The 13143-nt window shown below is 64.4% G+C and carries 11 protein-coding genes; 5 read left to right on the top strand and 6 right to left on the bottom strand.

The window, feature by feature from the left end; genetic code table 11:
• Positions 1–3: 3 nt before the first annotated feature.
• The 4 genes from G502_RS0106505 to G502_RS19000 all read right to left on the bottom strand — a co-directional run bounded on the left by G502_RS0106505 (position 4) and on the right by G502_RS19000 (position 6983).
• Positions 4–2556: a coiled-coil domain-containing protein gene (locus tag G502_RS0106505; protein ID WP_022727853.1), complete on the bottom strand. Its 2553-nt coding sequence runs from the start codon at positions 2554–2556 to the stop codon at positions 4–6.
• Positions 2543–4702: a methylmalonyl-CoA mutase gene (scpA, locus tag G502_RS0106500; RefSeq protein ID WP_022727852.1), complete on the bottom strand. Its 2160-nt coding sequence runs from the start codon at positions 4700–4702 to the stop codon at positions 2543–2545. Before scpA ends, G502_RS0106505 begins: the two co-directional genes overlap by 14 nt.
• A gap of 126 nt (positions 4703–4828) precedes the next feature.
• The gene (locus G502_RS0106495; protein ID WP_022727851.1) at positions 4829–5719 is read right to left on the bottom strand and encodes a TIGR01459 family HAD-type hydrolase; all 891 of its coding nucleotides are present in this window, start codon (positions 5717–5719) and stop codon (positions 4829–4831) included.
• A 70-nt stretch (positions 5720–5789) separates the two neighbouring features.
• Positions 5790–6983 (bottom strand): EAL domain-containing protein, encoded by a 1194-nt coding sequence (locus tag G502_RS19000; RefSeq protein ID WP_022727850.1) that lies wholly within the window; start codon positions 6981–6983, stop codon positions 5790–5792.
• Positions 6984–7105: 122 nt separating this feature from the next.
• On the opposite strand from G502_RS19000, the gene arsC reads away from it, so the two are divergent.
• A complete protein-coding gene (gene arsC / locus G502_RS0106485; RefSeq protein WP_022727849.1) occupies positions 7106–7453 on the top strand; it encodes an arsenate reductase (glutaredoxin) in 348 nt (115 codons plus the stop codon).
• A 10-nt stretch (positions 7454–7463) separates the two neighbouring features.
• Here the strand turns inward: arsC and G502_RS0106480 are convergent, their stop codons facing one another.
• Positions 7464–8522, bottom strand: coding sequence for a quinone-dependent dihydroorotate dehydrogenase (locus tag G502_RS0106480; protein ID WP_022727848.1), 1059 nt, complete (start codon positions 8520–8522; stop codon positions 7464–7466).
• Between the two features lie 4 nt (positions 8523–8526).
• Entirely contained in the window at positions 8527–8892 is a 366-nt protein-coding gene (locus tag G502_RS0106475; protein ID WP_022727847.1) for a DUF952 domain-containing protein, read from the bottom strand.
• Between the two features lie 190 nt (positions 8893–9082).
• Here G502_RS0106475 and G502_RS0106470 point away from each other — a divergent pair, with 190 nt between their 5' ends.
• The 4 genes from G502_RS0106470 (at position 9083) to ftsY (ending at position 13142) form a co-directional block, all read left to right on the top strand.
• Entirely contained in the window at positions 9083–9919 is an 837-nt protein-coding gene (locus G502_RS0106470) for a branched-chain amino acid aminotransferase (protein WP_026989155.1), read from the top strand.
• A gap of 76 nt (positions 9920–9995) precedes the next feature.
• Positions 9996–10835: a diaminopimelate epimerase gene (dapF, locus tag G502_RS0106465; protein WP_026989154.1), complete on the top strand. Its 840-nt coding sequence runs from the start codon at positions 9996–9998 to the stop codon at positions 10833–10835.
• A 64-nt stretch (positions 10836–10899) separates the two neighbouring features.
• Positions 10900–12207: a tRNA (N(6)-L-threonylcarbamoyladenosine(37)-C(2))-methylthiotransferase MtaB gene (gene mtaB / locus G502_RS0106460; protein ID WP_022727845.1), complete on the top strand. Its 1308-nt coding sequence runs from the start codon at positions 10900–10902 to the stop codon at positions 12205–12207.
• Complete coding sequence (ftsY, locus tag G502_RS0106455) at positions 12204–13142, top strand: signal recognition particle-docking protein FtsY (RefSeq protein ID WP_022727844.1); 939 nt, start codon at positions 12204–12206, stop codon at positions 13140–13142. Before mtaB ends, ftsY begins: the two co-directional genes overlap by 4 nt.
• The last annotated feature ends 1 nt before the right edge of the window (position 13143 follow it).

Genomic DNA, 13143 nt, shown 5'->3' with positions numbered 1-13143 from the left:
TTGTTACTCCTGCGCAAGGCCGGGGCGCCCCGTGGAGCGGGCCAGCAGAAGGTAGACCTTGCCGACGTCGGCGGTCATGAAGGTGGCGGTCAGGATGTTTTCCGGATCGCAATCGGCAGCCTGATTCACCAGGGCTTCGAACTGGGTCATGTAGCGGTTGGCCTGCTCGCGGAAGTTCTCGTCGTTCTCGTAACGCTGAGTGATGGCCTGCTGTGCATAGCCATCCTGGCGGCGCTTGAGCAGGCGGCGCAGGAAAACGTTCTTCTCGCCCTTGCGCCAACGTTTCCATAGGTCGTCGGGCACGTCCTCCTCGAGGAACTTTGCCAGTTCGACGGAATTCGACTGCAGGTCCTGCAGCATCACGGTGGCACTGCGCAGGAACAGATCGCGACGTGTTTCCAGGTCGCTCTGCTTCAGGCGGACCGACGTCTGGCCGGCTTCATCCGAGGCCTGGCGCAACTCTTCGGCCTGCTGTACGCAAAGGTCGCTAACCTCCTTCAGCTGACGCGCTGTCTGTTGCACGGTGCGCGAAAAGCTTTCGCTCTGGCTGTCGAAGCTGCGGCCCACCTCGCTGGCGCGCGCCAGTGCCTTGTCCGTGGAATCCATAAGGGCGGCCGCGCGCTCGTTCAGGGTTTCGCCGACCTGGCGCAAACGCTCCAGGATCTGTTCGCTCTGCCGGCTCAGCGACTGTGTCTGGCTGTCCAGTTCACCCTTGACGCTTTCCGATGTCTTGACGGCTTCGCGGCTGGCCTCACGCAGGTTCTTCTCCTGATCGGACATCAGCCCGCGCGTGGCCGTGGAGAGTTTCTCCAGTTCGGTGACCAGGCCGGCCAGGCGGCGCAGTTCCTCGCGCACAGCCCCGCTCAGGTTGCCGGCCGAGCGTTGGGCGGCGGTGGAGGACGCGTTCAGGGCCTCGTTCTGTTCCTGTAGGCTGCCGAGCGTATCCTTGCCGGCTGTCTGGGCTTCCTGCGAGCTGTGGGTCAGCTCCTCGGCCAGGCCGCGCAGGGACTCGCTGCTGCGTTCGATTTCGGCCACGGCACCGTCGGTGGCCGCGCGCAACTCCTCGGCTCGCGTCTTGAAGGTGCCGCCCGCCTGTTCGGCGCGTTCGAAGGCCCGGTCCGAGGCGGCGATCAGCGACTGAACATGTGGACGCACGGCGTCCCCGGCCTCCTGCAGGCGGCGCACCACATGCCCTGTCATGTCGGCAAAGCTCTGCGAGGTAGCCTGGCCACTGGCTTCCAGATCACTACGCGCCGATTCCACCGCGCCGCGCAGCCGGCCAGCGGCCTGTTCCGCGGTGTCCGAAAGCATGGCCGACTGCTGCTGGAAGCTGCTGCCCAGACGGCGGGCCTCGGCGGCAGTTTCGTCGAAGGCCGAGTGCAGTTCAGCGACGATCGGCTGTATCTGCTCGGTCAGGTTACGCGTACGGCTGTCGATTTCGGTGGAGAGCGCCTGCAGATCTTCAAGCTGGTTGCCCAGCGTGGCCTTCAGGTAGTCGGCCTGGTTGACACCATGATCGAAGGCTGCGCCCAGCTGGGACACCTGATCGCGTACGCTTTCGCCGAAAGAACGGCTTTCCTCGGCCAGCTCGCGGGTGCTGCTGCGAATGGAACTGACGTCCTGTTCCAGGGCAGAGCGTACCTGTTCGGTTGCTTCGCGAATCTGCGTACAGGTCTCCTGCAGTTCGCCGGCATAGCGTCCCATGACAGAACTGGCCTGGGCACTGCCCTCCACGGCGACCTCGGCGGCATGGGCCAGGCGCGAGACGGGTTCACCCAGGGCCTCGGCCACGTCCTTGGCAGCAAAGCGCGCGCGACTGGCTGCGCGTTCCAGCGCGGCCACCTGCTCTTCGGTGGTGCTGCGCGAACGGTCCAGCTCGGAATTGAGCGTCTGGGTGGCCGAGGATATCTGTTCGGCGCGTTGCCCCAACGAAGTGTCCAGCGCCTGGCTCAGGCTTTCCAGTGACTGTGTGCGTTTTTCCAGGGCCGTCTGTTGTTTTTCCAGCCGCTCCGACAGGGCTTCGCCGGCCTGGGACACCATGTTCTTCTGTTTCTCGAGGCTGTCGGCCAGCTCGCGGGCCCGCTTGTTCTGTGCGTCGGCGGGGGCCAGCAATTCCTTCAGGTGATTTCCGAGAACGGCATTCTGTGCCTGCAGGCGCAGGCTGACAGCGATGAAGAACAGCAGCAGCCAGAGGAAGAGCAGGGGCAGGAGCGTCCCCGATGCAATCAGAGCCAGTTCGTGAGGCAGCAGGGATTCCAGGACAGCCCAGCCAAGCTGGCTGTCCAGGTACCACAGGACCCCGGCAATCCAGACGCCGCTGATCAGGATGCCGAACAGCAGGAGTCCGGGTGCCATGGCCCGGCGTTCGGACAGGGGGTCGGGTTTTGTCTCGTGACCCGGTTCCGGTTTTGGGGCGCCTGTCTTATGGGAATCCGCGGTCTTGCCGGACGTGGTGCCTGAGGTCTGACCTTTCGATTCGGACGAAGCGCTTGCCTGCTGCGCCTGCACGGTTAATCCCCCCTGCTTTTCTGTCGTTTGTCCATCATTCTGCGGCATGGCTTGCCTGTGTTTCGAGCAGACGCATGATTTCGTGGGCCGCCTCGGGGATATTGGTGCCGGGGCCGTAGATGGCCGAAACCCCCTGATTGCGCAGGAAGTCATAATCTTGCGGCGGGATCACGCCGCCGCAGACCACAAGCACGTCTTCTGCCTCCTCGGCTTTGAGCGCTTCCATCAGGCCGGGCACCAGCGTCTTGTGGCCGGCCGCCTGGCTTGAGATTCCGACCACGTGCACGTCGTTCTCGATGGCCTGGCGCGCCGCTTCCTCGGGTGTCTGGAACAGCGGGCCCACATCCACGTCGAATCCAATATCGGCAAAGGCCGTGGCAATCACGCGGGCGCCGCGATCGTGCCCGTCCTGCCCCATCTTGACCACCAGCATGCGCGGGCGCCGCCCGTAGCGTTCGGCAAAGCCTTCCACCTCCTGCTGGATGTGACGGAAGCCCGCGTCGCCTTCGTAGGCAGAGCCATAGACACCGGCAATCGAGCGGGTCACGGCGCGGTGCCTCGTGAAGACCTTTTCAAGCGCATCGGAAATCTCCCCCACAGTGGCACGGGCGCGCGCCGCATCGATCGACAGTTCCAGCAGATTGGCCTCGCCCTCCTCGGCGCCCGCACTCAGGGCTTCCAGGGCCTTGAGGCAGGCCGATTCGTCGCGTTCGGCCCGCAGTTTCTCCAGCCGCGCCGTCTGGGATTTCAGCACCTGGCTGTTGTCGATGTCCAGGATGTCGATTTCCTCGGCCGCATCAGAGCGATAGCGGTTGACCCCGATGATGCTCTCCTCGCCCCGGTCGATACGCGCTTGTCGGCGGGCCGCGGCTTCCTCGATGCGTTGCTTGGGCATGCCGCTTTCCACGGCCCGGGTCATGCCACCCAGATCCTCGACCTCGGTGATCAGCTCGCGGGCCTGCTCGACCAGGGAAGCCGTCAGACTTTCCACGTAATAGCTGCCGCCCAGCGGGTCGACGACATTTGTAATGCCCGTTTCCTCCTGCAGGATCAGCTGGGTGTTGCGGGCAATGCGGGCCGAGAAGGGCGTAGGTAGGCCAACGGCTTCGTCGAGGGCGTTGGTGTGCAGGGACTGCGTGCCCCCCAGGGCCGCCGCAAGCGCTTCGATGGTGGTGCGCACCACGTTGTTGTAGGCATCCTGCTCGGTCAGCGACACACCCGACGTCTGGCAGTGGGTGCGCAGCATCAGCGAACGCGGATCCTCGGCCGCGAAGAGATCGCGCATGTAGTCCGCCCAGAGGTAGCGTGCCGCGCGCAGCTTGGCGACCTCCATGAAGAAGTTCATGCCAATGGCGAAGAAGAAGGACAGGCGCGGGGCGAAGGAATCTACCTGTAGCCCGCGCGCCTGGGCGGCGCGTACGTACTCCAGTCCGTCGGCGATGGTGAAGGCCAGCTCCTGGACCGCCGTCGCGCCGGCTTCCTGCATATGATAGCCGGAAATGGACACCGAGTTGAAGCGCGGCATCTTCTCGGCCGTGTAGGCGATGATGTCGGCGACGATCCGCATGGAGGGCTCGGGCGGATAGATATAGGTGTTGCGGACCATGAACTCCTTCAGGATGTCGTTCTGGATGGTCCCGCCCAGCTTCTCCGGCGGTACGCCCTGTTCCTCGGCGGCGACGATGAAATTGGCCATGACCGGCAGAACGGCGCCGTTCATGGTCATGGAGACTGTCATCTCGTCCAGGGGGATGCCGTCGAAGAGGATCTTCATGTCCTCCACAGAGTCGATGGCCACGCCGGCCTTGCCCACGTCGCCGCGCACCCGCGGATGGTCGGAGTCGTAGCCGCGGTGGGTGGCCAGATCGAAGGCCACGGACAGGCCCTTCTGCCCGGCTTTCAGGTTGTCCTTGTAGAAGGCATTGGAGGCCTCGGCGGTGGAGAAGCCGGCGTACTGACGCAGGGTCCAGGGGCGGCCGGCGTACATGGTGGCGCGCGGCCCGCGCAGGAAGGGGGCGAAACCGGGCAAGCCGGGCTCAAGTTCGAGCGCTTCCAGGTCTTCCGCCGTGTAGAGTGGCTTGACCGTGATTCCTTCGGGCGTCTGCCAGTTCAGGCTTTCGGGATCGCGATCCTTCAGTTCCTTGGCGGCCAGGGCTTCCCAGTCTTCACGTGACGGCTTGGAAAAATTGGCCATGGGCTCCTGCCTGCTTGTGGTTTGGGCGCTGGCGGCGGAGTGGCTCCGCTACCCTGCGCATATAACCATTCGCGAACCCGGCTGTCCATTTCCCGCAGGCTGGCAGCTGCGACGGGCTGGTTATCGCTACCAGCGGAAGACGGGAAGGGCCGCTGCCGGTGTGATGCCACGATCGCTGTAAAGTCCATTCAGGGCGTCTGCCGAGGGCAACTGACCTTCCTCGATGCCCAGGGCTTCGGCATGGATGCCGCCAACCACGAAGAGTCCATCCACCCCGGCGGCCTGTGCCCCCGCAATGTCGGTGCGCAGGGAATCGCCCACGGCGGCAATGCGGCTGCGATCGATGCCCTCGAGCAGTGCGAAACAGCTGTCGTAAATCTCCACATGCGGTTTGCCATGGTAGCGCACCCGACCGCCCATTTCCTCGTAGGCTTCGGCCAGAAGGCCGGCACAGATCTCGCGCTTGCCGCCGCGGATAACCTCCAGGTCTGGATTGGCACAGATCATGGGCAGTTTGTGGCTGACCGCCTCTTCCAGTTCGTGGCGGTAGTTGTCCAGCGTGTCCTCGGACATGTGGGCGCCGGTGTTCAGCACAAAATCGGCCTCGGGAATGGCTTCCACGAAGCGATAGTCCAGGTCCTGGCGCATGCCCTGGTCGCGATCCGGCCCCAGATGGAAGCAGGCCTGACCCAGCGACTGGTAAAAGGAGTCGGGCCGCGTCTTCAGGTGGCGCCAGGTCTCTTCCCCCGAGGACATGACACCCTGATAGAGATCGGGGCGTATGCCCATCTCGTTCATGCGCCCCTCGACCTCGGCGGCGCGTCGTGGCGCGTTGGACAGGATGACGATCTTCTTGCCCAGGGCCTTGAGTTCTTCAAGGCAGTTCAAGGCATGCGGAAAGGCGGTGACGCCGTCGTGGAGAACGCCCCAGAGGTCACAGATGAAGCCGTCATAACGCTCGGCCAGGGGTGCAAAACCTTCAAGGGCGGGAGGGGAGGTTTGTGTGTCTGTCTTCATGGGCTGTCTTCTGCCACAAGGTCGGCTGGAAGGAAACCATCAAGCGCAGACAGCCACGCCTTGCGTTGGTTCAGGCAGCAGGCCGGGCGAAACGTGGTTCTCCGAACAGGTAACCCTGGCCAAAGTCGATGCCGTAATCCAGCAACTCCTTCAGCAATTTCTCGTCCTCGATCTTCTCCACGATCAGGTCGATATCGCTTTCCGAAAGTTCAGTAATCAACCCCACAACGGCATGGGATCCGCGTGCCTGGGCCAGGCTTTGCAGGACATCGGCCTCGATCTTAACGAAGGCGATGTGACGGGCGGCCAGGTCGTCGAGGTCCAGGTAGAGGTCCCGGATGCGATCCAGGGAGAAGCGGCAGCCCAGATCATGGAGCTGTTCCAGAAGTTCGCGGATGCGTGGTCCGTGCTGGTCCAGATCTTCCTGGGGGAACTCGAAGACCAGATTGGCGGCCAGTTCGCGATGTGAGCCCAGATAGTCCACGAAGTCGGCAAAGAAGTCCTCGTCATGCAGGGTCGAGACCGACAGATTGCAGAAGAAGTCCACCGAGGCATGGCGGCGCTGGATGCCGCGCACCAGCTGGATGCAGCGGAACAGCAGCATGTTGTCTATGGCGGCCACCAGGCCCGCCTGGCGTGCCACCGAGAGGTAAACTTCGGGCAGCAGAACATTGCCCTCACCGTCCCTGAGGCGCGTGAAGCATTCGTAGAAGCGGCGCTTGCGCTGGGGCAGGCTGACAATGGGCTGCAGGACCACATCGACGCGGTCGTGACTCAATGCCTCGCGCACGAGGGGCAGGACCTCCTCCGCATCAAGGGGCATGTCGTCTTCGGTCTCCGTGCGGGTCAGCACCTGTCGGCTCCCCGCATTGCCCGTTTCTCCAGACAGGTCCTCGACCAGCGATCGCAGCATCCGCACTTCGGTCATCACCTCGTCCAGGGCGGCCTGCTGACTGGCGGAACTGCGGCCGATCCCGCTGTCTTCCAGCGCGCTCAGCAGACTGCGCATCTCGCGTCTGGCCCAACGAAGCTCTTCCTCGGTATGACGCGCGCTCTGCTTTAGCAGCATGATCTGGCGCCGGCTTTCGGTCTGGCTGCGCCGGCGGTCGACTCCTTCGTGGATCAGGGCGCCGGCAAGGAAGATCGTGCAGGCCAGCAGGATGGCGCCTCCGAGCCCGAGCGCCGGCCACAGGCTATGGCTTGCCAGCCCCACGCCCAGGGCAAGCAGAAGATAGGACAGGAAGGCCACGATATTCAGTATCATTGCGACAGACTGCTCCGCTTCCTCTTGAAATAAGGTTAACGGAAAGCTACCACGTTTGCAGGTATCCTCCGCCTGTTCCGGATGACCCGGAAGGGGGATGGTCTGGGAAGAGGAGTTGTCCGGTGGCGGTCACCATCTATCACAATCCCCGATGCAGCAAATCCAGGCAGGCGTTGGCCCTCCTGCGTGAGCAGGGTGTGGAGCCGCGTATCGTCGAGTACCTGCGAACACCACCGGATGCCGAAACCCTGAAGGGTCTGCTCGAGCGCCTGGAGCTGGCGCCGCGCGAGTTGATGCGCCGCAAGGAAGCGCCCTACAAGGAACTGGACCTGGACAATCGCGGGCTGGAAGACGCGGCCCTGATCCAGGCGATGGTGGACAATCCCATCCTGATCGAACGTCCCATCGTCCTGAAGGGCGAGAAGGCCGTGGTGGCCCGCCCGCCGGAAAAGGCGCTAGAGATTCTTTAAAGGCGAAGCCTTAGTCTGAATCGGCCCCAACGGCCTGCGCAAGCTGACTGTAGCCATCGCGCTCCAGGCAAGCGGCCAGGCCTTGATTGATCGACTGGACCAGCGCGGGCCCCTGGAAAACCAGCGCAGTGTAGAGCTGGATCAAGGAGGCGCCGGCGCGGATCTTGCGGTAGGCGTCCTCGGCACTTGTGATCCCGCCGGTGCCAATCAAGGGGATCCTGCCTTCGCTCAGACGATAGAATTCGCCCAGCAGTTCCGTTGAGGGTGCCATCAAGGGACGTCCGCTCAATCCTCCGGCCTCGTCGCGATGGCGGCTTTTCAGCCCGTCCGGCCGGGTGATCGTGGTGTTGCCGATGATCAGGCCCTGCAGCGGCGCCTGCAGCGCCACGGCGGCAATGTCGGCGCGGTCCTCCGGCGTCAGGTCGGGCGCGATCTTGAGCACCAGTGGCGGTGCCGGTGTGGGCAGTGACTCCTGTACGGCGGCGATCAGTTTCTCCAACTCGCCGCGGCCCTGCAGGGCGCGCAGGCCCGGCGTGTTGGGTGAAGAAACGTTGACGACCAGGTAGTCGGCCAGCGGGCCCAGCTGGGCCGCACCCTGGGCATAGTCGGTGGCCGCCTCGGCACTGTCCTTGTTCTTGCCAAGGTTGATGCCCAGCAAGCCCCGAGCGCCACTCTCGCGCCAGTGGCGGATGCGGGTGGCGGCGGCCTCGATGCCGGCGTTGTTGAAGCCCATGCGGTTGATGACGGCCCGGTCCTCGCTCAGGCGGAACAGCCGCGGGCGTGGATTTCCGGCCTGTGGACGCGGAGTCAGGCTGCCCACCTCGACGAAGCCAAATCCCAGGGACAGCGCGGGACCCATGACCTCGGCATCCTTGTCGAATCCGGCAGCAAGACCCAGCGGAGAGTCGAAATGCCTGCCCCAGAGGTCGATGCCCAGGCGGGGGTCAACCACTGGGGGAACGCTGCGGACCAAGCCGCTGCCAAGTGCGCGCAGGGTCAGGCGATGGGCCCGCTCGGGGTCCAGTGCGTGGAGCAGCGGACGGGCCAAGGCGAAAGTGTCGAAAGCCATGGGCTCAGGCCTCTTCGTCCACATCCAAATCCGGGAAGACATGCTGTCCGTCCGCACCCAGCGGCAAGGGCCAGCTGCGTTTCACGGCCTGGGGGAGAAGCGGGCCGTAGAGGTGGGGAAAGAGGGCGCCGCCGCGCGAGGGCTCCCACGCCATGGCGTCACCCAGGGCCGCGCTCTCGACCTGCAGCAAGACCAGTCCCTCCTGGCCGGCGCGATGCTTGGCCACACTCTCGCGCAGCTGATCCGCGGTGGAGAAATGGATGAAGCCGTCGCGCCGATCATCTTCGGACCCCTGATAGCGGCCTTGCTGGAGTGCAGTATCCCAGTCGGCCTGGGGACAGACATGGTAGATAAAACGGGTCTGCGTCATGATCTCCTGCGAATCTCTGGTGCATCTGGAGTGCAGAGTAGCGATTGTGCGTGGCAATGCCAGAGCGCGAGTCCTGGGCAAGCAGATTTCGGCGCGTTGCCGAACAGCCTGTGATGGTGTTTGCCGCCTGCAGTGCGATTGAGTAGGCTGACGACCTGGAACAGCTGTCAGTCTGTCGGGAGGACGCCACGTGAAGGTCTGGAATTTCCATGAAGGCGAATGGATCGAGGGGAACCCGCCGCTGATGCGGCCCATGAGTCATAGCTTCTGGCTGGGCTCCATGGTCTTCGACGGGGCGCGTGCCTATGAAGGGATTGCCCCTGATCTGGACCTGCACTGTGCACGGGTCATCGACTCTGCGCGCAACATCGGACTGGCGCCTTTCCACAGCGCGGAGGAATTGCTGGAACTCTGCCACGAAGGCCTGAAGCATTTCGATGCGCAAGACGAACTCTATATTCGGCCGGCCTACTGGGCCGAGGAAGGATTCGTCGATCCGGATCCCGAAACCACGCGCTTCTGCCTGACAATCCATGAAGCCCCGATGCCAGAGCCCAAGGGTGCGGCCATCACGCTCTCGCCCTTCCGCCGGCCGACGCCGGAAACCGCACCCACGCACGCCAAGGCCAGCTGTCTCTATCCCCATGCGGGGCGCGCCCTGCGCGAGGCCAAGGCGCGCGGTTTCGGCAATGCAGTGATGCTGGACGCGTTGGGCAACGTCGCGGAGTTGGCGACCGCGAATCTCTGGCTGGGCAAGGATGGTGTGGCCCGCACGCCCGTGCCCAACGGCACCTTCCTGAACGGCATCACGCGCCAGCGGGTGATCAAGCTGTTCGAGGAGGCCGATGTGCCGGTGGAGGAGACCCGCCTGACCTACCGCGACTTCCTGGAGGCCGACGAGGTCTTCAGCACCGGGAACTACGGCAAGGTCATGCCGGTGACCCGCATCGAGGACCGTGAACTGCAGCCGGGTCCTCTCTACAAGACAGCCCGGGAACTCTACTGGGATTGGTCGCACTCCGGGTGATGGCTTCCCGCGCCTTTGACCGCACGCTGCCTGGCCTGTCATGGACGCGAAGCGGCCAGGGGCCTATAAGAAGGCCATGAGCGCACGCATTCCCTTTCGCAAGATGCATGGCCTGGGCAACGATTTCGTGATCGTGGATGCCCGAAAGACGGGCTTGTTCTTCACTTCCGAGCAGGCGGCGCGCATCGCCGATCGCCGGCGCGGTGTGGGCTGTGATCAGGTGATCGTCATGGAGCGGACCGGCGAGGACGCCGACCTCTTCATGCGTATCCTCAACGCCGACGGCAGCGAGGCCGAGGCCTGCGGCAACGCCACGCGCTGTGTCGCCTTTCTGCTGTTCGCCGAAACCGGGCGTCGCGAAGCGGTGATTCGGACCCTCGGCGGTCTGCTGCCGGCGCGCCTGGGCCAGGATGGTACGGTCAGTGTGGATATGGGGCTGGCCTATCTCGAATGGGATGAAGTGCCGCTCTCCGAAAAGACCGATACGCTGCATCTGGATTTCGACTGTGGCCCGCTGGTGGATCCCGTGGCGCTGTCCATGGGCAACCCGCACGTGGTCTTTTTCGTCGAGGACGTGGATGCCATCGACCTGGAGCAGCTTGGGCCCGAGATCGAGCATGATCCGCTGTTCCCGAAGCGCACCAATGTGCAGATTGTCTCGCTGGCCGGACCGGATCACCTGCGTCAGCGTATCTGGGAGCGCGGCGCCGGCCTGACGTTGGCCAGCGGCAGTGGTGGCTGTGCAGCCATGGTGGCAGCGGCGCGGCGTGGCCTTGTCGGGCGGCAGGCACGTGTGGACCAGCCGGGTGGGACTCTGACCCTGGAATGGCGCGAGGACGATGGCCATGTCTGGATGACCGGGCCCGTCGCCACGGCCTTTACCGGTGAACTCGACCCCAGTCTGTTGCAGGGCTGACACCCGCCGTGTGAACAGGGATGGGCATGGACTCCGGGGCCTTCAGCCCCCTATAAGGCGCTTTATGCAGACAGCTTCCACCATAGCCCGTTCCGAGGGCCGGGATTCACAGGCGCAGCAGGAGCCGGAGGTGGTGACCTTCGGCTGCCGCCTGAACGCCTACGAGTCCGAGGTGATGCGCGCGCATGCGCGCGCCAACGGGCTGAGTGACGTGGTGGTTTTCAATTCCTGTGCCGTGACGGCCGAGGCAGAACGCCAGTTCCGCCAGGCCGTGCGTCGGGCGCGCCGCGAACGCCCCGAGGCCATGATCATCGTGACCGGCTGTGCCGTGCAGGTGGACCCGGAACGCTATGCCGCCATGCCCGAGGTGGACCGGGCGCTTGGCAATATGGAGAAGCTGGACCCGCGCAGCTTTGCCGCTGAAGGCGTGCCGCGCTTGCTGGTCAACGACATCATGAGCGCGCGCGAAACGGCCGGCCATCTGATCGAGGGCTTTGCCGAGCGCACACGAGCCTTTATCGAGGTGCAGCAGGGCTGCGACCATCGCTGCACCTTTTGCATCATTCCCTATGGGCGCGGCCCCAGCCGTTCGGTGCCCATGGGCGAGATCGTCACTCAGGTGCGCAAGCTGGTGGCTGGGGGTGTGCGCGAGGTGGTGCTGACCGGCGTTGATGTCACCTCCTATGGCAGCGACCTGCCCGGACAGCCAAGCCTGGGCCAGATGATGCGCCGCCTGCTGGCTCTGGTGCCGGAATTGCCGCGTCTGCGTCTGTCTTCGCTGGATCCCGTGGAAATCGACGACGATATCTATCGCCTGCTGGCCGAGGAACCGCGGCTGATGCCGCACCTGCACCTCTCCGTGCAGGCGGGCGATGACATGATCCTGAAGCGCATGAAGCGCCGTCACCTGCGCGGCGATGTGCTGGAGGTCAGCCGCAGGGTGCGCGCGCTTCGCCCCGACGCGGTCTTCGGGGCCGACATCATCGCCGGCTTCCCTACCGAGAGCGAGGAGATGTTCCAGAACTCCTTGCGGCTGGTGGAGGAAGCCGGGTTGACCTGGCTCCATGTCTTTCCCTATTCCGAACGTCCGGGCACACCGGCCGCGCGCATGCCCGCCGTGCCGAAGCCCGAGCGCAAGGAACGCGCGGCGCGGCTGCGCGCCGCCGGCCAGAGGGCGGAAGCAGCCTTCCTGGAAAGCCGGATCGGAACGAGAGCTCAGGTCCTTGTCGAAGAGGACCCGGGGGACGGCAAGGGACCACGCGGGCGCTGCGAGCATTTCGCGCCGGTGCGTCTGGACGGTCAGATCGGGGCGATACAGAAAGCAAGAATTCTGAATTCAGAAAATGGTGAACTGACGGGAGTGCCTATATGAGCGAAGGCGGTGGCTGGTTTTCACGGCTGAAGAAGGGGCTTTCGCGCTCTTCCTCCAAACTGGGGGAGGGCATTACCGGCATCTTCACGAAGCGCAAGCTGGACGACGAGGCCCTGGAAGAGCTGGAAGACCTGCTGATCTCCTCCGACCTGGGGGTGTCCACCGCTGGCAAGTTGACGTCCAATCTGGCGAAGACGCGCTTCAACAAGGATGTGTCCGACATCGAAGTGCGCGAGGCGCTGGCGGAAGACATTGCGGGAATCCTGGAGCCAGTGGCACAGCCCCTGACGCCCGATCCTGGTAAGCACCCGCATGTGGTGCTGGTGGTTGGTGTCAACGGCAGCGGCAAGACCACCACCATCGGCAAGCTGGCCAAGCTGAACCGCGAAGCCGGGCGCTCGGTGGTTCTGGCGGCGGGTGATACCTTCCGCGCCGCGGCCATCGAGCAGCTCAAGGTCTGGGGCGAGCGTGCCGGTTGCGAGGTTGTCTCCGGCAAGCAGGGGGCCGATGCGGCGGGCCTGGCCTATGAAGCGCTGGAGCGCGCGAAGGCCAGCAACGCCGATCTGCTGTTCATCGATACGGCCGGGCGTTTGCACAACAAGGACAACCTGATGGCCGAGCTGCAGAAGATTCGTCGCGTGCTGGCCAAGCAGGATCCCGAGGCGCCGCACGACGTGCTGCTGGTCCTGGATGCCACCACCGGCCAGAACGCGGTGCAGCAGGTGGGCACCTTCCGCGAGCTGGTGGAGGTTACCGGCTTGGTGGTGACCAAACTGGATGGCTCGGCGCGCGGCGGCGTGCTGGTGGCGCTCGCCGAGCAGTATGGCCTGCCGGTCCATGCCATCGGCGTGGGAGAATCGGCTGAGGACCTGCGCCCCTTCGAGGCGGAAAGCTTCGCACGCAATCTCATGGGGCTTTCCGAGAAGGGAGAATAAC

Origin of the sequence: Fodinicurvata sediminis DSM 21159, from assembly GCF_000420625.1 — a bacterium.
Taxonomy (GTDB): domain Bacteria; phylum Pseudomonadota; class Alphaproteobacteria; order Kiloniellales; family DSM-21159; genus Fodinicurvata; species Fodinicurvata sediminis.
Note: the sequence above shows the minus strand (reverse complement) of the source record. Positions and strands in the feature narration are given on the sequence as shown.